Below are 21308 nucleotides of genomic sequence, written 5' to 3'. Positions count from 1 at the left end.
GGAAGAGGTGAGTATGATGGAGCTAACACAGACAGAATTCGTTTTGTGTCCTAAATTTGAAAAAACGTTCTCTATTTTAGGAAAAAAATGGAACGGATTGATTATCGATGTACTACTCGAAAATGGTCCGCAACGCTTTGTCGAGCTTGCGGCAAAAATCCCGATGGTTAGTGATCGGGTATTGGTCGAACGCTTGAAGGAATTAGAAAAAGAAGGAATAGTCACTCGAAACATTGCCTGTAGTGAAAAAAGCCGTTCAGAATATCTCTTGACTGAAAAAGGAGCAGACTTGCAAAAAGCAATGCGTCAAATACAAGTTTGGAGTGAAAAATGGGTCACAGAGGAAGAATGCGGTTGATTTTGTAAAAAAAATCTTGTAAACTATAGTCCATACGAATAAGTAAAAGAACGATGACGAAAAAGAGTAGTTTGGCTAAACCAGTTCAGGGAGATCTGTCACAGACTGAAAACAGGTCCTGTGTTTGAAAAATGAAGTTCACTTTCCGAGTTCGTCTGATCATTATCAGACCGGCATCTGTCGTTAACGAAGTAAGAGTGCGGTGTAAGTTTATTTATCCGCAAATTAGGATGGTAACGCGAAGACCTCGTTCCTTAACAGGAATGAGGTCTTTTTGTTTTGTATTTGGAATTTAAAGGAGGAACAAGCACATGTCTTTACAAGCACAATTAGAGAGCTTGAAAGAAGAAACAATCGTCAAAATCACGGCGGCACAAGATTTAAAAGAATTAAATCAAATACGTGTTGAAACGTTAGGAAAAAAAGGACCGATCACAGAAGTATTGCGTGGGATGAAAGATCTAAGTCCAGAAGAACGTCCAAAAGTCGGAAGTTTCGCAAATGAGATCCGAGACCTTTTGACAGAAGAAATAGAGCGAAAAAAACAAATATTAGAAGAAGAAGCGTTAAATGCAGCTTTGGCAAAAGAAACAGTAGACGTGACATTGCCTGGTAGAAAAGTAAAGCATGGTACACGTCATATCGTGACACAAATCATGGAAGAAATTGAAGATATTTTTGTAGGTATGGGGTATCAGATCGTAGAAGGTTACGAAGTAGAGTCTGACCATTACAATTTCGAACGGATGAACCTGCCAAAAGACCATCCGGCAAGGGACATGCAAGATACTTTCTATATTTCAGACGAGATATTGATTCGGACACATACTTCACCAGTCCAAGCACGGACAATGGAAAAGCATGATTTCTCTAAGGGTGCTCTACGAATGATTTCGCCAGGAAAAGTTTTCCGCAGAGATACAGATGATGCGACCCACAGCCATCAGTTCCATCAAATTGAAGGGCTAGTTGTTGATAAAAACATCACGATGGGCGACCTTAAAGGAACATTAGAAGTCGTAATGAAAAAAATGTTTGGGGAAGAACGTGAAATCCGTTTGCGTCCAAGTTATTTCCCATTTACGGAGCCATCAGTAGAAGTAGATGTCAGCTGTTTCAAATGTGGTGGTGCCGGTTGTAACGTATGTAAATACACTGGCTGGATCGAGATTTTAGGAGCTGGCATGGTGCACCCGAATGTGTTGAAGATGTCAGGAATTGATCCAGAAGAATATTCAGGCTTTGCTTTCGGCCTTGGACCAGACCGCGTAGCTATGTTGCGGTATGGAGTGAATGATATCCGTAATTTCTATCAAAATGACTTACGTTTCTTAAGTCAGTTCAAGGGGGAGTAAGAAGATGTTAGTTTCATATAAATGGCTTAATCGTTATGTGGATTTATCGAATGTAACACCAAAAGAATTAGCGGATAAAATGTCTGTAACAGGAATCGAAGTCGAGGGAATCACGGTTCCAGAAGAAGGCTTGAAAAAAATCGTTGTCGGTGAAGTCAAGGAATGTGTACCACATCCAGATTCTGATCACCTTTCTATTTGTCAAGTCGATATTGGTGAAGACGAACTGTCTCAAATCGTTTGTGGAGCGCCTAATGTGAAGGTCGGAATCAAAGTGATCGTTGCGCTTCCTAACTCACGGATTGCTGGAAATGTGAAGATCAAAAAAGGGAAAATGCGTGGTCAAGTATCAAATGGCATGATTTGCTCGTTACAAGAAATTGGCTATTCAGACAGTGTTATACCAAAAGAATACGCTGAAGGTATCTATTATATGCCAAAAGAAGCTGTAAATGGCGATCCAGTTTTTCCTTATTTAGATATGGATGATTCGATCATTGAATTGTCTATCACACCAAATCGTGCAGATGCATTGTCAATGCGTGGCGTAGCTTACGAAGTTGGGGCAATCTATCGTCAGACGCCTACATTTGATGACGAGAAATTAGTAGAATCATCACAACTTGCTAGCGATAGAATCAAAGTGACAGTTGAAGATAAAGAAGTCGTTCCTGCCTATCAAATCCGCATCATTGAAGGAGTAAACATCCAACCAAGTCCTCAATGGCTGCAAAATCTTTTGATGAATGAAGGCATCCGCCCAATCAACAATGTAGTAGATGTGACGAACTATATTTTGCTTTTATTCGGACAACCACTACATGCATTTGACTACGACAAATTGAAATCAAATGAGATCCTTGTCCGTCATGCAAAAGAAAATGAGACATTAGTCACGTTAGATGGAGAATCTCGGGAATTGACAACTGACAATCTTGTCATCACTAATGGCAAAGAACCAGTTGCTTTGGCTGGTGTCATGGGTGGATTAGATTCAGAGATTACGAATGAAACAACAACAGTGGCACTGGAATCTGCTTTGTTTGATCCAATTTCGATCCGTCGTACAGCAAAACAATTTAATTTGCGTAGCGAATCTTCTGCACGCTTTGAAAAAGGGATCAACCATGCAACTGTTGGAGAAGCCAGTGAGGTTGCTGCAGCAATGATCGTTTCTCTTGCAGGTGGGGAAGTTCTACAAGGTGCGGTCAAAGGTTCAGAGATCAAAGCAGAAGACGTATCAGTGAGGATTTCACTTGAACGCATCAATCAATATTTAGGAACATCTCTTGTCGTTAAAGAAGTAAATGAGATTTTTGAAGCACTTGGATTTAGCTATGAAGAAAAGGATCATGTTTATTCCGTAGTCGTACCACCAAGACGATGGGATATCCAAATCGAAGCAGACATTATCGAAGAAGTTGCTCGTATTTATGGATACGATCAGTTGCCATCTACTCTTCCAAGTGGAGAAACGGTTGCTGGAAGCTTGTCAAAAGAACAAGAAACTACTCGTAAAATTCGTACAATCTTTGAAGGAAGCGGATTGAGCGAAGCAATCAGTTATGCATTGACAACAGAAGAAAAATCAAGACAGTTTGTTATAAAAGAAAGTAATATTACACGTTTGGACTGGCCAATGAGCGAAGAACGTTCTGTATTACGAATGAATTTGATCAGCGGACTATTAGATGATATCAGTTATAACACTGCTCGAAAAAATACAGAGATTGCTTTATATGAAATCGGTCGGGTATTCTTCCAAGAAAATGATCCGCGCACACATCTGCCGCAAGAAATAAAACATGCAGCAATCGCTATTTCTGGTATTTGGGAAGAAAAAGATTGGCAGACGAAAGCACAAAACGTAGACTTTTTCACTATCAAAGGTCTTTTAGAAAACTTATTTGAACAACTAGGTATCCATGAAGATATCCATTATCAAACGGTGACAGAAATAAAAGAAATGCATCCTGGAAGAACTGCTGCGATTTACCTTGGCGAACAATTCATCGGTTTTGTCGGTCAAGTGCATCCGACAATTGCCAAAAGTTATGATATTCCAGAAACATATGTTGCTGAGTTTGATTTATCTGCTGTAGTGGAAGCTGCCCAAAAAGGAATCGTTTTTGAAGCAGTGACAAAATTCCCAGCAGTCAGCCGGGATATCGCTTTGCTTGTAAAAGAAACTGTGACAAATCAGGAATTAACAGAAGTGATCCATTCTGCTGCCGGAAGATTTTTAACAGATATCCAATTATTTGATGTCTATCAAGGAGAAAACATCGAAAAAGGACATAAATCCATGGCTTATAGCCTGACATTTGTCAACCCTGAAGCAACATTGACAGATGAAGAAATCAATAAAGCAATGGATAAGGTAACAAAAGCTTTGACAGAAACACTTGGAGCAAGTATTCGTTAAAAGTTAGAAGCAAAATAGTTATCAGTCGTCCATGCTTTTAAAAAATTTTTTTAAAACACTTATATATATAGAATAGATACTTGAGCAGATCCATCTTCGGTTCTGCTCTTTTTTATTTTTCAGGTAGATTCCATAAATTTCTAAAATCAGAAAAATAGGTAGGTATCGAGCCGTCGCATTCACAATGAAAGACTATCAATAACACTGCTATGTAAGTATGATAAAAAAGAGAAGATGAAATTGAAAAGGGAGAGTTTTATTACACAAGTAATTAGATTTTAAATGAACAGGAAAATCATTATTTTTATCGCTAATTTTCAAAGAACAGTTTTGGCTATATACTAATAAGAGGTTTATTGGATAAGAATTCATGACATTTAATCTGCTGAATATGGAAAAATGACCGAGGTGGTAATCCCAACCATTTTTTCTTAGTGTATCATTAATTGAATTTCAGACGTTTTGCACATGGCTACTTCAGAGATTAAAGGAGGTGGTAGTGGTGTTCATGTTAGTTGTTCTTGGTCTTTTATTAATAATCGTTGGTATTCAACTTAGAAGAGGCAAATGGTATGGAATAGTTGCTGGGAATACTTTTAAAGATAAACCGATTGAAGTTCAAAAAAAAGTGCATTAGGAGCTTCATCTATTGCTTTTTTTGTAGGAGGCTTTTTACTAATCGTTTATATTTTAATGTTTTTTGATATTCAAACTAGATTTTTAATCATTCCAGTAATTGTAATAGCGATAGTATATTCTTTGTTTACCTTATATAAATATCTTAAACACTTCATTAAATATGGAGAATAAAGGAACTATTTAGTAAGAAAAGGAATATTAGAAAATCTATAAAAAACTACCACTAAAAATGAGGGGGACACAGCTTTTGGCCCTTCTTTGACGACAGCTGAACAAAATATCCGCACTTGAAAAAGGGAATGTCACTGAAGCTGTGGTCGCCACTCAGCCGATCAATGAATACGAAGATGCATTGAAAAAACTGACCAACTATGAAAAGCAGTATACGACACTTCTTGAAGAAACCAATCAAGTGATCGACAAACAAGTTGTCACGGACTAAGAACTGGCCAATTATTTCAACTAAAGTGAAAGTCTCTGATTCTGCTTTTGAACATCAAAAAACCGAACGATAGAGAGCGTACGCATGCAAGTAAGCAGCTACTCAACTATTGTTCGGTTTTTTGTGTTTGGTAATGATGTCACTAAGATGGATTCATCGGTGTATTAATGGAAGTAATTGATCCCCATTGCTGATTTTACTTCAGAAAGTGTTTGTGCAGCTACTTTAGCAGCTTCTTCACTACCTTTACGTAAGATTTCCATAACAGCTGAAGGATCTTTTTCCAATTCTTCTCGGCACGCGCGGATCGGTGCAAATTCAGCTTCCAATACATCAATGAGGTATCGTTTGATCTTTACATCGCCAAGTCCGCCGCGGCGGTAATGAGCTTTCATTTCTTCAATTGCTTCTTTATCTGTTCCGAATACATCCAAGTAGGTGAAGACCATATTCCCTTCTACTTGTCCAGGATCTTGTACATGGATGTGGTTTGGATCAGTATACATACTCATGACTTTTTTCTGTAAGACATCGGCAGGATCGGAGATATAAATACCGTTTCCTAACGATTTACTCATTTTGCCATTTCCATCGATTCCAGGTAATCTACCCATTCCTTTTGGTGGGAATACGCCTTTTGGTTCCACCAAGACTTCACCATATGTATGATTGAAGCTTTGTACGATTTCCTGTGTCTGCTCTAACATTGGTTTTTGATCCTCGCCAACAGGTACGAGATTCGCTTTGAATGCAGTGATATCTGCTGCTTGAGAAACAGGATAGATAAAGAATCCTGTAGGCACGCTTTCACCGAATTTCTTTTGTTCGATTTCTGTTTTGACAGTCGGATTGCGTCGAACGCGTCCTACGCTGACTAAGTTCAAATAATACATGGTTAACTCAGCTAATTCCGGAATTTGTGATTGGATAAATAAAGTAGATTTTGCAGGATCTAATCCCACGGCTAAATAGTCTAAAGCAACTTGTAAGACATTTGATGAAACCTTCTCAGGATTTTTAGCATTATCGGTCAGGGCTTGCATGTCAGCAATCATGACAAACAGTTGGTTATCTTCATCTGCTTGCATAGCCACTCGGGTTTTTAGAGAACCGACGTAATGCCCTAAATGCAGCTTCCCAGTTGGTCGATCTCCCGTTAAAATAATATTTTTCAAAAAAGACACCTCTTTACGATTTGTAAGTCTGAGCACTTAATATCTTACCGTTTTTCCTGACAAGAAACAACAGTTCCTAAGGAAAAAACAAGGAAAGAGGATAAAATAACTAATAGATAAGAAATGAAAGAAATATTTATGGGAGAATAAACGTTCTAAGAAACTTTACAAATTACTAAACTATCAGATATAATGTATTTTATTATACATCTTTAAAAGAAATCTTACTAAATAATAATGGGAGTGTAATTCTATGGCAATGATTAAATTTGATCACGTGGATAAATATTATGGCAAGTTCCACGCATTAAAAAATATCAATCTCGAATTCGAGAAAGGAGAAGTTGTCGTTGTCATTGGTCCTTCTGGTTCAGGAAAGAGCACGATGCTTCGCTGTATCAATGGATTAGAGACGATTTCTTCAGGTAAGCTACTAATTAATGATACTGACTTGCATGATAAAAAGACAAAGTTGACAGAAGTCCGAAAGAATATCGGCATGGTTTTCCAGCATTTCAATTTGTATCCTAATAAAACCGTTCTGGAAAATATTACATTAGCACCAATCAAAGTGTTAAAGCAAGACCAGGCAACTGCAGTCAAAAACGCGGAGAAATTTCTGAAAACTGTCAATATGTTAGATAAGAAAGATTCTTATCCTTCCATGTTATCCGGTGGACAACAGCAACGGGTGGCAATCGCCAGAGGTTTAGCGATGAATCCTGAGATGCTGCTGTTTGATGAACCTACTTCTGCTTTGGATCCGGAAATGATTGGTGATGTATTGGACATCATGAAAAAATTGGCGCATGACGGCATGTCAATGATTGTCGTGACGCATGAAATGGGCTTTGCCAAAGAAGTTGCGGATCGTGTCATCTTCATGGCTGACGGAGAAGTATTGGAAGATAGCAGAAATGTGAGAGACTTTTTCGAAAATCCAAATGAAGTCCGAGCACAGCAATTTATCAGTAAAGTTATCAATCATTGATAGGAGGAAAAAGATGCGCAGGTTTAAAAAAATACGCCTGATTTTCCTTTTAGGCATTGCTTTTCTTGCACTAGCCGGATGTAAAGGAAATGGGTTGGCAAATGAAGATATTTTAGAGCGAAGCAAATCTACCAATGAAATCATCTGGGGTGTCAAATATGATACTCGATTATTTGGAATGATGGATATTGAGAGCAGAACCGTACAAGGATTTGATGTAGATATTGCAAAAGCAATCACTGAAAAGATCCATGGTGAGAATGGAAAAGCGGAATTTGTTGAAGTCACTTCTAAAACGCGGATCCCGTTATTGAAAAACGGAAACATCGATGCGATTATTGCGACGATGACGATCACAGATGAACGAAAAAAACAAGTCGATTTTTCAGATGTCTATTTCGATGCTGGCCAAGCTTTGTTGGTAAAGAAGGGAAGCCAAATCAAAAGTGTAGATGATTTGAATGCTTCTACAACAGTTCTAGCAGTCAAAGGTTCTACGTCGGCTGCGAATATCCGACAGCATGCACCAGATGCAAACATTCTGGAATTGGAAAATTATGCAGAAGCATTTACTGCGTTACAATCTGGCCAGGGAGACGCAATGACTACGGATAATGCGATCTTGTTAGGGATTGCAGATGAAAATCCAGAGTACGAGTTAGTCGGCGGAACGTTTACTAACGAGCCTTATGGAATTGCGATCAACAAAGGACAAGAAAATTTCTTGAAAGCTGTTAACCAAGCGCTAGAGGAAATGCATGCAGATGGCACATATGATAAAATCTATCAAAAATGGTTTCCAAATGAAACTGAAGGAAAAGTAGAGTAAGGGGGAGAGGCAATGAGCGAATTGATACAGACTTATGGACCAATCTTTGTCGACGGGTTCAAGATCACATTGTTTTCGAGTGTCTTAGCACTTGTGTTTAGTTTGATTATCGGAACGTTGATGGCAATCTTCCAATTATCAAAGAATAAAGTAGTAAGTGCCTTAGCAAAGGCATATGTAGAATTTTTTAGAAACATTCCATTATTGATCATCGTGATGTTTTTTTATGTTGTCGTACCTATTTATTGGTTTAATCTAGACGGATTCCAAGCAGGGACGATTGGCTTGACTATCTATACATCCGCTTTTATTGCTGAAACAGTACGTTCAGGGATTCAAACTGTACCAAAAGGCCAAACAGAAGCAGGATTGTCTTCTGGATTTACCTATTCAGAAATTATGCGTTATATTGTTTTGCCCCAAGCATTCAAAATCGTTATTCCGCCATTAGGCAACCAATTTATTAATCTTGTGAAAAACTCGTCTATTTTAGCAATCGTAGCTGGTTTGGATTTGATGTATCAAGGAGATTTGATTGCCAGTGAAACATTCAATACCTTCGATACGTATATCATCGTTGGGTTATTTTACTTAGTTATCACGCTGCCGTTATCTTACTTAATGGTTTATCTTGAGAAAAAATGGGCGGTTCGTTCATAGAAGGAGGGGAAATACATGGATTTTAGCGGCGCTTTTTCATGGATGAATGTCCGTTTTTTATTGGAAGGATTAAAGGTTACTGTTGAAGTTTCATTGTTTTCGATCATTTTCAGTTTCTTGATTGGTGGTCTGACAGGTGTGATTCGTTTTGCGAATATCCCTTTCTTGTCCAAAATCCTTGGTATTGTGATCGATATCATACGAAATCTTCCATTATTATTGATCATTTTCTTCACTTATTTTGCTTTGCCTCAGATTGGCATCCAGATGAACATCTTCTGGTCTGCTGTTGCAGCATTGACGATCTTTGAATCAGCTATGCTGTCGGAAATTTTCCGAGCTGGACTTAATGCTGTTCCGAAAGGGCAGATGGAGGCAGGATTGTCAACGGGACTGACTTATGTAGAAACGATGCGGACGATCGTTTTGCCGCAAGCATTCAAATCGATGATCCCGGCAATTGTGAGCCAATTGATTTCACTGATCAAAGATACATCATTAGCAGTAATCATTTCTTTACCTGAACTTTCTCATCAGGCACGTATTATTTATGGACAGAATACCAATTATGTGATTCCAATGTTCATCATCATGACACTTATGTACTTCGTGGTGTGTTACGCGCTTTCTCTGCTTTCCGGTTACTTGGAAAAGAGACGGTACAGTTATTAATAGATGATTCTTTTAGCGGTTGTGGCAAACTAAGTCACAACCGCTTTTCCTCTTTCCATTCGAAAAAAAGAGATTTTGATTGTTTTAAGCAAGTGAGAGCACTTGAAAATTCACGCTAAAAAGTACACAATAGGGAAGATAGAATTTATTGAAAAAAAGGATGATACGATTGACAGATAATCGCCCTATCGGATTTATTGATTCTGGTGTCGGCGGCTTGACTGTAGTAAAAGAAGCCCTGAAACAATTACCGAATGAAAATATTTTATTTGTAGGAGACACAGCACGCTGCCCGTATGGTCCTAGACCTGCGGAACAGGTAATCCAGTATACTTGGGAAATGACGGATTATCTGGTGGAGCAAGGAATCAAGATGCTGGTGATTGCTTGCAATACCGCAACTGCGGTTGCTTTAGAAGAAATCAAAGCTGCTCTTTCTATTCCAGTCATCGGTGTGATCCTTCCCGGTACAAGAGCAGCAGTAAAAAAAACACAAAATAAACAAGTTGGCATTATCGGTACGATTGGTACGGTAAAAAGTCAAGCTTATGAAAAAGCACTGAAAGAGAAAGTGCCAGAATTGACTGTGACAAGTCTTGCTTGTTCCAAATTTGTTTCAGTTGTCGAAAGTAATGAATACCATTCATCTGTGGCAAAAAAAATCGTGGCAGAAACATTAGCTCCGTTAACGACTAAAAAAATCGATACATTGATTTTGGGATGCACCCATTATCCATTATTGCGCCCCATCATTCAAAATGTAGTGGGGGAAAATGTTCAACTGATCGATTCTGGAGCAGAAACAGTAGGTGAAGTATCTATGCTACTCGATTATTTCAATTTGAGCAATTCACCGCAAAATGGACGGACATTATGTCAGTTTTATACAACAGGATCTGCTAAACTTTTCCAAGAAATAGCCGAAGACTGGCTTGGAATCGGACACCTAAATGTAGACCATATTGAATTGGGAGGAAAATAAGGATGCGTCATGACGGGAGAAAAGCCCAAGAGCTTCGTAAACTGGAGCTTCAAACAAATGTTTTCAAATATCCAGAGGGATCGGTTGTGATCCGTTTTGGTGATACAACAGTTATTTGTTCTGCAACAGTAGAGGATTCTGTACCTCCCTTTTTGAGAGAAACAGGAACAGGGTGGGTAACAGCTGAATACAGTATGCTACCTCGAGCAACGAGTACGAGAAATCGTAGAGAAAGCAGCAAAGGAAAACTTTCTGGTAGAACAATGGAAATCCAGAGTCTTATTGGTCGCTCCTTGCGTGCAGTAATAGACTTGGAAAAGCTGGGAGAGCGTAGTATCATCATAGACTGCGATGTGATCCAAGCGGATGGCGGAACTAGAACAGCTAGCATCACTGGGGCATTCGTCGCGTTGAGACTAGCAATTGAAAAGCTTTTAAGAGAAAAGGAATTGTCAGAAGATCCAATCAAAGAGCATCTTGCAGCAGTTAGCGTAGGGATCTTGCCGGATGGGACTTGCGTGACAGATTTGGACTACCAAGAAGATTCCGCAGCACTTGTAGATATGAATCTCGTGATGACAGAATCAGGAAAATTCGTGGAGATTCAAGGAACTGGAGAAGAAGCAACGTTTGATGGAGAACAGTTGAATGAAATGCTCTTTTTTGGAAAAAACGCGATTGAAGATTTGATCAAAGAGCAAAAACATGCTTTGCTAACAGAATTTGCTCAAGATAATGAGCGGATAGAAGAAACAAAAACAATCATCATTGCGACAAGAAATCCAGGAAAAGCAGAAGAGTTTCGAAATATGTTCAAAGAAGCGGGATATCATGTAAAAACATTACTTGACTATCCTGAATTGCCAGATGTGGAAGAAACTGGCAGCACATTTGAAGAAAATGCCCGATTAAAAGCAGAAACGATTGCACAATTGCTTGATCAACCAGTCTTAGCAGATGATTCAGGTTTGAAAGTGGATGCGTTAGGCGGTATGCCAGGAATCTATTCTGCACGTTTTGCAGGGGAACAAAAAAGTGATGCGGGGAATAACGCCAAATTATTATATGAATTGACAGATGTGCCGGATGAAAAAAGAACAGCACAATTCCATTGTACATTAGTATTCGCGGCACCCAAAAAAGACAGCCTCGTAGTAGAAGCGGAATGGCCCGGTCGAGTAGCCCGTATACCATCTGGCGAAAATGGCTTTGGGTATGATCCTTTATTTATCCCAGAAGGTAAGAAACAAACAGCAGCAGAATTATCGAGCGAAGAAAAAAACAAGATCAGTCATCGGGCTCAAGCAATGAAAAAATTGAGTGCCGAGTGGAAACAATGGCTGGAAGGAGAGAGATAGATGCGGTATTTAGTAGTAAGTGATAATCATGGAGACAGAGATATCCTCGTTGACTTAGTAGATCGTTATCGTTCTGAAGTGGACATCTTTTTCCATTGTGGTGATTCGGAATTAGAAGCTTCTGACCCATTATGGGATACATTCCAAGTGGTTCAAGGTAATTGTGATTATGGACCAGGATTCGAACAGAAAAAAGTGATCCAAACTGGTCAGGATACAGTATTCATGACTCACGGTCATTTATCGAATGTCCGATTTGGTTTGACACAGTTAGCAATCGAAGCTCGAGCTGCAACTGCCGATATGGTGTTTTTTGGTCATACCCATCAAATAGGCTGTGAGATGGATCAGAAAATCCTATTTTTGAATCCTGGTAGCATTTCTCAGCCTAGAGGCCCGATCCAAATCCCATCATATGCTCTTATCGAAAGTTTAGATGACCAAATTTCTGTTCAATACTATAACCGTGCCCATCAGGCAGTTGAAGAGTTGGCCTTTTCTTTTTCGAGAGAGCGCTGAATAAAAAAACTCTAATTTTTAATAAAAATAAGCTTTATTTTATGAATTTTGCATCCGGTTTCGGTAAAATAGTAGTGTTGAATGAAATAGAAATGGAGGCCATCAGATGATTGGACCTATAGTAAGAGAAATGCTGCTGGAAAATCAGGAAACGTTTTTGATTCCTGCAGAAAATGTGGCAAATGTTATGTATCATCATCCATTATCCCATGGTTTACTTGTGTTATCGAAGGTCGGTTATTCCAAAATTCCTGTATTAGGAAAAGATGATCACTTTGTAGGACTAGTAAGTTTATCAGATGTGGTCAATAAAATGATTGACTTGCAAACAATCAGCATGGACCCGTTAGAAGGACTAACGGTTGCTGATGTGACAGAAACAGATGTTCCGACAATTGATGAAAATTGGGAACTAGAAGAAGTACTCCATTTGTTAGTCGATTCGCCTTTTTTACCGGTTGTCACAGAAGATCGGATTTTCAAAGGAATCATTACAAGAAAAGAGCTGCTTAAAGCCGTAAACTTCACGGTGCATGAATTAGAACGTCGTAATATATTGTCTCCGAAAATCGAAGAATTAAAAGAACAAATCGATATCGTGAGCTAAAGAACGAGAAACTAAAAGATAATCAAAAAATAAGTAGAAAAAACAGCGTACCAGTTTTGACTTTATCTTGAAAAAGAGGCTGGGACAAAAGCGTTTAACTCCAAGAAATAAGAAGGAATTCACGAAAATTGCTTTTCAAATTTTTGTGAATTCCTTCTTATTTCCGAAGGAGTTGCTTCTGCTTCCGCCGTTTATACGTGTTTAGAGCGTGGGACAAAAGTGTTCTTTACTTTTGTCCCACGCTCTTTTTAGTGAGATTCGTTGCATCGTTTGTCCAAATTATTTTCCGACAGCAATTGGACTGTTCGGAATCGTGAAACCAGAAGCTGTCAATTCTTTGACATAGGAGCGCAAGAACTCTTCTTTTAAGGCATATTGTTTTCCGTTCAATGCGTAGCAGACCGTACGAATCGCAAAATTGCTGTTTCCAAGATCCACTAATCCAAAGATAGAAGGTTCAGTTTGGAGCTCTTCTTGGTATTTTTCAGCTAATGTACGATTTACTCGATCGATGATCTCATAGATTTTGTCATATCCTTCTTCAGGAACAATCCGAATATCTAAAAGTACTTGCATATTTGCACGAGAGAGATTGCTGATCGTGGTGATGTTTCGATTCGGGATGAAATGGACAGTACCATCCGTTGCTTTCAGCTGAAGGGTACGGATACCAACAGATACGACGGTTCCTTCAATCGTTAAGTTTGCTAGCTTGATGTAGTCCCCAACATCCATCTGTTGTTCCATGATAATAAAAAATCCGGTAATAACATCACTCATGAACCCTTGGGCACCAAGACCGATTGCCACACCTGCAATTCCGGCACCAGCCAAAAGTGATCCGATCGGCACACCAATAGCAGATAAGATTGCATAGATAAAAAAGAAACCAAGGGTATAATGAAAAATAGTATTTAAAAGACTATGTAAAGTCTTTAAGCGGCTCTCGTTTAGAATGGCTTTTTTAGAATACTGATTAAAAGACTTATCAATCAGATATTTTCCCACACGGTGAAGAATCCAAAAAAGGATGATCAAAAAAACCAGATATAAAATTTTTTGGATAAAGGCAGCCAAAATGGCGTCCCAATCAATCCCGTCCCAAAACCGCTGAAACGCATTTACTTTGCTGACAGCTTGATCTGTCAATGTCTCGCCAGAAGAGTCTGTCGTACCGGCAGTTGCTAATAATGAAAACATAAAATCCTCTTTTCTAAATTTTGATTCTTTCTGTATTGTACCAAGAAGTTTTCAAAAAAGGAAATAGCAAAAATAACTATAATGAAGGAAAAAAGCTGAAAATAAAATGACAAATAATATGGATAATGATAAAATGTGGAGAAAATAACGAAGGTGGTAAGTATATGCAAATCGATTGGAACAATCTAGGTTTTTCTTATATCAAAACTCCTTGGCGTTTTATTGCCAAATGGAAAGACGGACAATGGGAAGAAGGAGAATTGACAGAAGATAATTACCTGACGATTCATGAAGGCTCTCCAGCGCTTCATTATGGTCAGCAATGTTTTGAAGGTCTAAAAGCTTATCGTCGAAAAGACGGCAAGGTCAATCTCTTTCGACCTGAACAAAATAGTCGACGGATGAATAAAAGTGCTAGACGATTGCTGATGCCAATGGTCCCTGAAAAGATGTTCGTTGATGCTATCAAGCAAGTGGTAAAAGCAAATGAAGATTTTGTGCCGCCCTATGGAACAGGCGCTACATTATACTTGCGCCCTTTACTGATTGGGGTCGGTGAAAACATTGGTGTCCATCCAGCTCCAGAATATTTATTTGTCGTCTTCTGTACGCCAGTAGGAGCGTATTTCAAAGGTGGACTAAAACCAACGAATTTTATTGTATCTGATTACGATCGTGCTGCTCCTAAGGGGACTGGTGCAGCAAAAGTCGGCGGAAATTACGCAGCAAGTTTGCTTCCAGGAACAGAAGCAAAAGAACTGGATTACTCAGATTGTGTTTATCTTGATCCAGCCACACATACGAAAATCGAAGAAGTAGGTGCAGCAAATTTCTTTGGAATTACAAAAGACGGAAAATTCATCACTCCGCAATCGCCCTCTATCTTACCAAGTATCACGAAATATTCCTTGTTGCAGTTAGCTCAAGAACGACTAGGACTGCAAGCAATTGAAGGAGATATTTTCATTGATGATCTAGATCAATTTGCAGAAGCTGGTGCATGTGGTACAGCGGCTGTTATTTCTCCAATCGGTGGGATTTATCACAATAATAATCTTCATGTATTTTATAGTGAAACGGAAGTAGGACCAGTAACAAAACGGTTGTATGATGAATTGACAGGTATTCAATTTGGAGACATAGAAGCACCAGAAGGCTGGATTGAAGTCGTGGAATAATTTCAAAGTAATGAGTTGAAAAAAACGTAAAAAGAAAAAATCAGGAAGAGACTTTAAAAAGTTTTTTCCTGATTTTTATATGTTTTACTTTAAAGAATGCAACAAAAGTTTATGAAAGATGGACACCTTTGTCAACGTAGATAATATCACCGATGATTCCGCTGGAAAATGGGCTGATTAAGAAAGCACAAGCATTACCGACTTCTTCGATCGTCACACCTTGCTGATCAGGCGTACGAGATTCAGATAACTGGATCAGTTTTTGATAGTCTTTAACACCTGTGACAGCTAATGTTTTGATTGCCCCAGCTGAGATTCCATTGACCCGAATTCCTTTAGGCGAGAACTCAGCTGCCAAATAACGGATAGCAGCTTCAAGAGAAGCTTTCGCAATACCCATCATGTTATAATTCGGGATTGCGCGTTCTGAACCTAGATAAGTCATGCTAACGATCCCGCTGTTTGGTGCAAGAAACGGTTGTGCGTATTTTGATACAGCAATTAAAGAGTAGCTGCTGATATCTTGAGCTAATTGATAGCCGTCTCTGGAAATATCAGACACATTTCCGGACAATTCTTCTTTGTTGGCGTAAGCAACTGCATGGACAAGGCCGTGGATCTCCCCAGCATATTCACCGATGGCATTCATTGCTTTTTCGATGCTTTCGTCGCTAGAAACATCACATTCTACAGTGAATGCTTCTTCGCCGACCAATTTGACTAATGATTTTTTCATTCGTTCATTTTGGTAAGTATAGATAATTTCTGCCCCTTGTTTCAACATTGCTTCAGCACAACCCCAAGCAATGCTTTTTTTGTTAGCGACGCCCATAATGACGATTTTTTTTCCTTCTAGAAATGACATAATGACTCTCCTTTGTTTCTGATAAAAATTTGATAGTAGTAAAAAAATAGAGAATAATAGCTAAAATAACTTCTTGATTTCTTAATTATTAGTCAAAATGTTTTGATTGTCAAACTATTTTTTCTTAAATCGCGAATTGTAAAATTAAGTTAGAAAAATAAAAAGGCATTTATGGTACACTCAAATTGTATTTCCGACGAAAGAAAACAAAGGAGTGTAACCATAAATGACCTACAAACATCTTACCATAGACGAACTGACAATGATAGAATCATATTATCTTCAACATAATAAGCCGGTTGAAATCGCTAACCGAATGGGACGTGCTATACAAACTATTTATAATGTAGTCAATAAGTTCAAGCAAGGTAAGACTGCTCTTGATTATTGGCACCAGTATAAAGAAAATAAGAAAAAATGTGGGAGAAAAGTCATTCAATTACCTGCTCATGAAGTAGATTACATTAAAGAGAAAGTCACTCTTGGTTGGACGCCTGACGTCATTATCGGGCGAAAAGAAAGACCTGTTTCATGCGGTATGAGAACCCTTTATCGTTTATTTTCTAAAGGAATATTTGATATTGACACACTACCGATGAAAGGTAAAAGAAAACCCAATGGCCATCAGGAAAAACGGGGAAAACAACAGTATCAGCGCTCAATCCATGATCGACCTGATAATTATCCTGATTTCAATTCTGAGTTTGGTCACCTTGAAGGTGATACGATCGTTGGCATTCATCATAAAAGTGCCGTCATTACTTTAGTTGAAAGATTATCTAAAGTCATTATCACGATTAAACCCAACGGCCGTAAGGCATTAGATATTGAAACTGCCCTTAATCAATGGTTTTCTCGCTTCCCTAAAAACTTCTTTAAATCTATTACGTTTGACTGTGGAAAAGAATTTTCTAACTGGAAAGCCATTAGTAACCAACATGATATTGATATATATTTTGCGGACCCTGGAACACCTTCTCAACGCCCATTAAACGAGAATTCTAACGGGATTCTGCGTCGTAATGGACTGCCGAAATCAATGGATTTTAGAGAAGTGAATCAGACATTTATTTCCAGTGTCAGCAATCAACGTAATCATATTCCAAGAAAATCATTGAATTACAGAACACCAATCGAAATATTTTTGAGCTATGTACAAGAAGCATTTTATTCTAGCTTAATTTGACAAATCATAAATTAAAAAAAGATTGCTAAATATTTAGGAATATGATACTTTGATAGTCAAAGTAATGAAAATGGCAATTGCCTGAAAGAAGGAGTTTAATTATGTCTTACGTATTATCTGCTACTGAAGTAATGGAATTGATTCCTAATCGTTATCCTATTTGTTATATTGATTATGTAGATACTTTAGAACCAGGAAAAAAGATCGTTGCGACAAAAAATGTAACAATCAATGAAGATTTTTTCCAAGGTCACTTTCCTGACAATCCAGTGATGCCGGGTGCGTTGATTCTAGAAACACTGGCACAAGCAGGTTCGATACTTATCCTAAAATCAGAAGAGTTTCTAGGAAAAAGAGCTTATATCGGTGGGATCAATAAGGCCAAATTCCGTCAAAAAGTTGTTCCAGGAGATGTGCTGAAATGTCATTTTGAAATCACCAAAATGAAGGGATCAGTCGGTACAGCGTTATCTGCAGCATATGTAGATGATAAAAAAGTCTGTGAGTGCGAGTTCACGTTCATCGTCAACCAAAATGCTTGACTATAAAACCTGATATAGCAAAACAGAAGGAAGCTTACTTGCTTTTTATGTAAAAAGAAGACGCCTGAATCCTAGCATACGTTGTCATCTATGCGGGATTCAGACGTTATTTTTTTATTTTTGTTTTGCTTCTTGCAGTATATTGATTTTATCGATTTTTACTTCTTCTTTTGGTTTGTCTGAACTATCTGTTTCGATATTTGCAATAGCATCCACGACATCCATTCCTTCAATCACTTGGCCGAAGACAGTATAATGGCCATCTAGTGAAGGATAACCGCCGTTTTTATAAGCGTCGATGATTGCTTGAGGATAGTCGTCTTTTAAAAGACCATCATGCATATCATCTGTATTTTGAACGATAAAGAACTGGCTGCCGTTACTGTTAGGATCTTGTGAGCGAGCCATAGATAACGCACCTCTTATATTATAAAGGTGGTTGTTGATCTCTGTTTCAAATCCTTCTCCCCAAATGCTTTCCCCTCCAGTGCCATCGCCTTTAGGATCGCCACCTTGGATCATGAAATCTTTGATGACGCGATGGAAAGTCAGTCCGTTGTAGTAACCGTCTTTTGCATGTGTCATAAAGTTTTCAACCGCTTTTGGTGCGTATTCGGGAAATAATTTGATTTTGATTGTGCCTTTATTCGTCACCATTTCGACCAGATCTTCATTTTCGGCGACATCTTTCGTCAATTGTGGTAATTCCAATGCGTTCAAATCGACGCTACTGGCAGTCGTGCTTTCCGCAGTAGATGTACTTTTTGAACTTTCTGTAGACGAACTAGAAGAAGTCGTGTTGTTTGCAGAACAACCAGCAGCAAACAGCAATGCTGCTGCTAAACTAATACTTAAAATAACTTTATTTTTCTTCATAACTGTTCCTTTCCAATTTACTATTTTGTTATCTTTAATGATAACAAAATAGAGGGAAAATACCTACTTAAATTATTGGAATTTATCATTTATTTTAAAAGAAAAGGTGTAGACCATTTACTTTGTGTTTGCTATAATGTAAGTGGATACAAAAATGAAAAGATGCAGGAGGAAATGGTAATATGGGAAAATTAGGAATCTCGATTTATCCAGAACGGTCAACATTTGAAAAGGACAAAGCGTACTTGGATTTAGCTCATAAGTATGGGTATAAACGGGTTTTTACCAGTTTGCTGCAGATCAATGATGATAAAGAAAAAGTTCTTTCAGAATTTAAAGAAATAGTTGATTACGCGAATAGCCTAGGCATGGAAGTAATGGTTGATATCAATCCAGCGTTATTTGAACAGTTGGAGATTTCTTACGATGACTTATCTTTTTTCCATAAGATGGGTGCCTACGGGGTCCGCTTAGATATCGGATTCACAGGAGCAGAAGAAGCAAAAATGACGCGCAATCCTTTTGGTATCAAAATCGAGATCAATATGAGTTCGGGCACGAATTACGTTGACAACATCATGAGTTATTCGCCAAACACGGATAATTTATTAGGTTCTCATAATTTTTATCCTCATCGATACTCTGGTTTAGGATACGAACACTTTATTTTTTGTTCAGAAAAATTCAGAAAATATAATTTGAATACGATGGCATTCGTCAATTCGCAATCTGCTGAGTTTGGCCCTTGGCCTACGCAAGATGGCTTGTGCACGCTGGAAGACCACCGAGATCTTGAAATTGCGACACAAGTGAAGCATTTAATCCTTACAGGATTGATTGATGATATTTCTATTGGAAATGCGTACGCAAGTGAAGAAGAATTGAAAGAAATGGCAGAAGCATTTAACGCGGATTATCCAACATTGAAAGTAGATACGGAAGAAGGTATTACAGAAAACGAACGAATCTGCTTGTTTGATAACCTTCATAGTTATCGAGGGGATCGCTCAGAATATATCCTTCGTTCAACGATGACTCGTGTATACTACAAAGATAAAGATTTCCCGCCTCATAATACGCGAGATATGCATCATGGGGATGTACTGATTGACAATGAAGGGTACGGTCAATACAAAGGAGAAACACAAATCGCCTTGAAGGATATGAAAAACGACGGACGTGTCAATGTTGTAGGAAGAATCTCCGATGACGAATTATTCCTCCTTGACTTTTTGAAACCATGGTCAAGCTTTAAATTAATTGAAAATAAAAAATAGATAATTAGTTATTGCAGAAATAATCCGCTAGAAATAGCCAGTTATTTCTGCTTTTTTATTTTGTTTTTTTATAGGTTATAAAAATGAACATTGCATAGTAGAGATTCTTTGATTATACTAATTCAAGGTTATATGAAAAAAGAGAAATGAGATGGATGATTTATGAAACTTTGGATGAAAATCCTTTTAGGCGTCGCTTTAGCTCTGATTGTTGCGTTAGTGTTTGCAGGGAATTATTTTTATAATTATGCTGTTGTGCCTTCTGAGAAAGACTTTTTAGACGAAGATACACCTGGTACAACACAGACATCCAAAGAAACGGATGCACGTAAATGGTTTAGTTCAAAAGAAAACCGAAGCGATTGGACCATCACTTCAAAAGACGGTCTGAAATTATCAGCGATTTATCTTCCTGCTGAAACGAAAAGTGAAAAAACAGCTCTTGTGGCTCATGGCTATATGGGAAACGCTGAAACGATGACCAATTACGCAAAGATGTTTCATGATATGGGTTACAATGTCCTTGTTCCTGATGCAAGAGGACATGGAAAAAGCGAAGGGGATTACATTGGATTTGGATGGCCAGAGCGTAAAGACTATGTACAGTGGATAAACAAAGTGCTAGAAAACAATGGAAAATCGCAAGAAATCGTTCTATACGGTGTCAGCATGGGAGCAGCAACAGTTATGATGACTAGCGGAGAAAAACTACCAGATAATGTGAAAGCAATCATTGAAGATTGCGGTTATTCTTCCGTCCATGATGAGCTTGCCTATCAGCTAGACGATATGTTTAGTCTTCCAGCATTTCCGCTTATGCAAGTAACGAGTCTAGTGACAAAAGTCCGTGCTGGCTACTTTTTCGGTGAAGCAAATGCAGTGGAACAATTGAAGAAAAACCAGCGCCCAATGCTCTTTATACATGGAGATGAAGATACATTTGTACCATTTGAAATGTTAGATAAGGTCTATCGTGCAACGAAGGGACCAAAAGAAAAGTATGTTGTAAAAGGAGCCGAGCATGCGGAAGCATACAAGACAGATCCTGAAAAATATCAGCAAGTAGTCCAACAATTTTTAAGCCAATATGTTCATTGAACGAGTTTAAAAGTAGGGGATGAAAAGAAAGAAGCCTTTGACTGGATCCAGTCAAAGGCTTCTTTTATCGATTG

At 38.3% G+C, this 21308-nt stretch carries 21 protein-coding genes; 17 read left to right on the top strand and 4 right to left on the bottom strand.

The annotated features are described in order from the left end of the window. The first annotated feature begins 16 nt into the window (after positions 1–16). From MKX69_RS06880 to MKX69_RS06865, 4 genes are all read left to right on the top strand, one after another. Positions 17–358: a winged helix-turn-helix transcriptional regulator gene (locus MKX69_RS06880; protein ID WP_002292948.1), complete on the top strand. Its 342-nt coding sequence runs from the start codon at positions 17–19 to the stop codon at positions 356–358. A 311-nt stretch (positions 359–669) separates the two neighbouring features. Continuing rightward, complete coding sequence (pheS, locus tag MKX69_RS06875) at positions 670–1713, top strand: phenylalanine--tRNA ligase subunit alpha (RefSeq protein ID WP_086323273.1); 1044 nt, start codon at positions 670–672, stop codon at positions 1711–1713. 4 nt (positions 1714–1717) lie between these two features. Next, on the top strand, positions 1718–4138 hold the full coding sequence (gene pheT, locus MKX69_RS06870) for a phenylalanine--tRNA ligase subunit beta (protein WP_341009488.1): 2421 nt from the start codon (positions 1718–1720) through the stop codon (positions 4136–4138). A 952-nt stretch (positions 4139–5090) separates the two neighbouring features. Beyond that, positions 5091–5219, top strand: coding sequence for a hypothetical protein (locus MKX69_RS06865; protein ID WP_002292953.1), 129 nt, complete (start codon positions 5091–5093; stop codon positions 5217–5219). A gap of 164 nt (positions 5220–5383) precedes the next feature. Here the strand turns inward: MKX69_RS06865 and trpS are convergent, their stop codons facing one another. After that, entirely contained in the window at positions 5384–6394 is a 1011-nt protein-coding gene (gene trpS / locus MKX69_RS06860; protein WP_341009486.1) for a tryptophan--tRNA ligase, read from the bottom strand. A 253-nt stretch (positions 6395–6647) separates the two neighbouring features. Here trpS and MKX69_RS06855 point away from each other — a divergent pair, with 253 nt between their 5' ends. The 8 genes from MKX69_RS06855 (at position 6648) to cbpB (ending at position 13012) form a co-directional block, all read left to right on the top strand. Further along, positions 6648–7385: an amino acid ABC transporter ATP-binding protein gene (locus MKX69_RS06855; protein ID WP_341009484.1), complete on the top strand. Its 738-nt coding sequence runs from the start codon at positions 6648–6650 to the stop codon at positions 7383–7385. A 13-nt stretch (positions 7386–7398) separates the two neighbouring features. Continuing rightward, entirely contained in the window at positions 7399–8214 is an 816-nt protein-coding gene (locus MKX69_RS06850) for a transporter substrate-binding domain-containing protein (protein ID WP_341009481.1), read from the top strand. Positions 8215–8226: 12 nt separating this feature from the next. Beyond that, the gene (locus MKX69_RS06845; RefSeq protein WP_002288038.1) at positions 8227–8874 is read left to right on the top strand and encodes an amino acid ABC transporter permease; all 648 of its coding nucleotides are present in this window, start codon (positions 8227–8229) and stop codon (positions 8872–8874) included. Positions 8875–8889: 15 nt separating this feature from the next. Continuing rightward, positions 8890–9546, top strand: coding sequence for an amino acid ABC transporter permease (locus MKX69_RS06840; protein ID WP_341009478.1), 657 nt, complete (start codon positions 8890–8892; stop codon positions 9544–9546). 160 nt (positions 9547–9706) lie between these two features. Next, entirely contained in the window at positions 9707–10528 is an 822-nt protein-coding gene (racE, locus tag MKX69_RS06835; protein ID WP_341010522.1) for a glutamate racemase, read from the top strand. Between the two features lie 2 nt (positions 10529–10530). Then, positions 10531–11886 carry a ribonuclease PH gene (rph, locus tag MKX69_RS06830; protein ID WP_341009476.1) on the top strand — a complete coding sequence of 452 codons (1356 nt, stop codon included), beginning with the start codon at positions 10531–10533 and terminating at the stop codon, positions 11884–11886. Beyond that, on the top strand, positions 11887–12405 hold the full coding sequence (locus MKX69_RS06825; RefSeq protein ID WP_002288030.1) for a metallophosphoesterase: 519 nt from the start codon (positions 11887–11889) through the stop codon (positions 12403–12405). Between the two features lie 106 nt (positions 12406–12511). Then, the gene (gene cbpB / locus MKX69_RS06820; protein WP_341009473.1) at positions 12512–13012 is read left to right on the top strand and encodes a cyclic-di-AMP-binding protein CbpB; all 501 of its coding nucleotides are present in this window, start codon (positions 12512–12514) and stop codon (positions 13010–13012) included. A 279-nt stretch (positions 13013–13291) separates the two neighbouring features. On the opposite strand, the gene MKX69_RS06815 is transcribed toward cbpB, so the two are convergent. Then, a complete protein-coding gene (locus MKX69_RS06815; protein WP_341009471.1) occupies positions 13292–14212 on the bottom strand; it encodes a mechanosensitive ion channel family protein in 921 nt (306 codons plus the stop codon). Positions 14213–14337: 125 nt separating this feature from the next. Between MKX69_RS06815 and MKX69_RS06810 the strand changes: the two genes are divergently transcribed. Further along, the gene (locus MKX69_RS06810) at positions 14338–15390 is read left to right on the top strand and encodes a branched-chain amino acid aminotransferase (RefSeq protein ID WP_341009469.1); all 1053 of its coding nucleotides are present in this window, start codon (positions 14338–14340) and stop codon (positions 15388–15390) included. 109 nt (positions 15391–15499) lie between these two features. Here the strand turns inward: MKX69_RS06810 and fabI are convergent, their stop codons facing one another. Further along, positions 15500–16255 (bottom strand): enoyl-ACP reductase FabI, encoded by a 756-nt coding sequence (gene fabI, locus MKX69_RS06805; protein WP_341009467.1) that lies wholly within the window; start codon positions 16253–16255, stop codon positions 15500–15502. 226 nt (positions 16256–16481) lie between these two features. Here fabI and MKX69_RS06800 point away from each other — a divergent pair, with 226 nt between their 5' ends. Together MKX69_RS06800 and fabZ are read left to right on the top strand one after the other, a co-directional pair. Further along, positions 16482–17441, top strand: coding sequence for an IS30-like element IS6770 family transposase (locus MKX69_RS06800; RefSeq protein WP_002293280.1), 960 nt, complete (start codon positions 16482–16484; stop codon positions 17439–17441). 101 nt (positions 17442–17542) lie between these two features. Beyond that, positions 17543–17983, top strand: coding sequence for a 3-hydroxyacyl-ACP dehydratase FabZ (gene fabZ / locus MKX69_RS06795; protein WP_002295797.1), 441 nt, complete (start codon positions 17543–17545; stop codon positions 17981–17983). Positions 17984–18097: 114 nt separating this feature from the next. On the opposite strand, the gene MKX69_RS06790 is transcribed toward fabZ, so the two are convergent. Next, entirely contained in the window at positions 18098–18859 is a 762-nt protein-coding gene (locus tag MKX69_RS06790) for a peptidylprolyl isomerase (RefSeq protein WP_002295798.1), read from the bottom strand. Between the two features lie 182 nt (positions 18860–19041). Here MKX69_RS06790 and MKX69_RS06785 point away from each other — a divergent pair, with 182 nt between their 5' ends. Continuing rightward, on the top strand, positions 19042–20136 hold the full coding sequence (locus MKX69_RS06785; protein ID WP_341009464.1) for a DUF871 domain-containing protein: 1095 nt from the start codon (positions 19042–19044) through the stop codon (positions 20134–20136). Between the two features lie 162 nt (positions 20137–20298). Beyond that, on the top strand, positions 20299–21234 hold the full coding sequence (locus MKX69_RS06780) for an alpha/beta hydrolase (RefSeq protein WP_341009461.1): 936 nt from the start codon (positions 20299–20301) through the stop codon (positions 21232–21234). The last annotated feature ends 74 nt before the right edge of the window (positions 21235–21308 follow it).

This window comes from Enterococcus sp. FSL R5-0957 (assembly GCF_038008005.1).
In the GTDB taxonomy this organism is placed as follows: domain Bacteria; phylum Bacillota; class Bacilli; order Lactobacillales; family Enterococcaceae; genus Enterococcus_B; species Enterococcus_B faecium.
The sequence above is the reverse complement of the archived record's forward strand: the minus strand, read 5'-3'. Positions and strand labels throughout refer to the sequence as shown.

Coding starts and splice junctions, on each gene's coding strand:
- MKX69_RS06880 (WP_002292948.1), top strand. CDS start 17: ATGGAGCTAACACAGACAGAATTCGTTTTGTGTCCTAAATTTGAAAAA.
- pheS (WP_086323273.1), top strand. CDS start 670: ATGTCTTTACAAGCACAATTAGAGAGCTTGAAAGAAGAAACAATCGTC.
- pheT (WP_341009488.1), top strand. CDS start 1,718: ATGTTAGTTTCATATAAATGGCTTAATCGTTATGTGGATTTATCGAAT.
- MKX69_RS06855 (WP_341009484.1), top strand. CDS start 6,648: ATGGCAATGATTAAATTTGATCACGTGGATAAATATTATGGCAAGTTC.
- MKX69_RS06850 (WP_341009481.1), top strand. CDS start 7,399: ATGCGCAGGTTTAAAAAAATACGCCTGATTTTCCTTTTAGGCATTGCT.
- MKX69_RS06845 (WP_002288038.1), top strand. CDS start 8,227: ATGAGCGAATTGATACAGACTTATGGACCAATCTTTGTCGACGGGTTC.
- MKX69_RS06840 (WP_341009478.1), top strand. CDS start 8,890: ATGGATTTTAGCGGCGCTTTTTCATGGATGAATGTCCGTTTTTTATTG.
- racE (WP_341010522.1), top strand. CDS start 9,707: ATGATACGATTGACAGATAATCGCCCTATCGGATTTATTGATTCTGGT.
- rph (WP_341009476.1), top strand. CDS start 10,531: ATGCGTCATGACGGGAGAAAAGCCCAAGAGCTTCGTAAACTGGAGCTT.
- MKX69_RS06825 (WP_002288030.1), top strand. CDS start 11,887: ATGCGGTATTTAGTAGTAAGTGATAATCATGGAGACAGAGATATCCTC.
- cbpB (WP_341009473.1), top strand. CDS start 12,512: ATGATTGGACCTATAGTAAGAGAAATGCTGCTGGAAAATCAGGAAACG.
- MKX69_RS06815 (WP_341009471.1), bottom strand. CDS start 14,212: ATGTTTTCATTATTAGCAACTGCCGGTACGACAGACTCTTCTGGCGAG.
- MKX69_RS06810 (WP_341009469.1), top strand. CDS start 14,338: ATGATAAAATGTGGAGAAAATAACGAAGGTGGTAAGTATATGCAAATC.
- fabI (WP_341009467.1), bottom strand. CDS start 16,255: ATGTCATTTCTAGAAGGAAAAAAAATCGTCATTATGGGCGTCGCTAAC.
- MKX69_RS06800 (WP_002293280.1), top strand. CDS start 16,482: ATGACCTACAAACATCTTACCATAGACGAACTGACAATGATAGAATCA.
- fabZ (WP_002295797.1), top strand. CDS start 17,543: ATGTCTTACGTATTATCTGCTACTGAAGTAATGGAATTGATTCCTAAT.
- MKX69_RS06790 (WP_002295798.1), bottom strand. CDS start 18,859: ATGAAGAAAAATAAAGTTATTTTAAGTATTAGTTTAGCAGCAGCATTG.
- MKX69_RS06785 (WP_341009464.1), top strand. CDS start 19,042: ATGGGAAAATTAGGAATCTCGATTTATCCAGAACGGTCAACATTTGAA.
- MKX69_RS06780 (WP_341009461.1), top strand. CDS start 20,299: ATGAAACTTTGGATGAAAATCCTTTTAGGCGTCGCTTTAGCTCTGATT.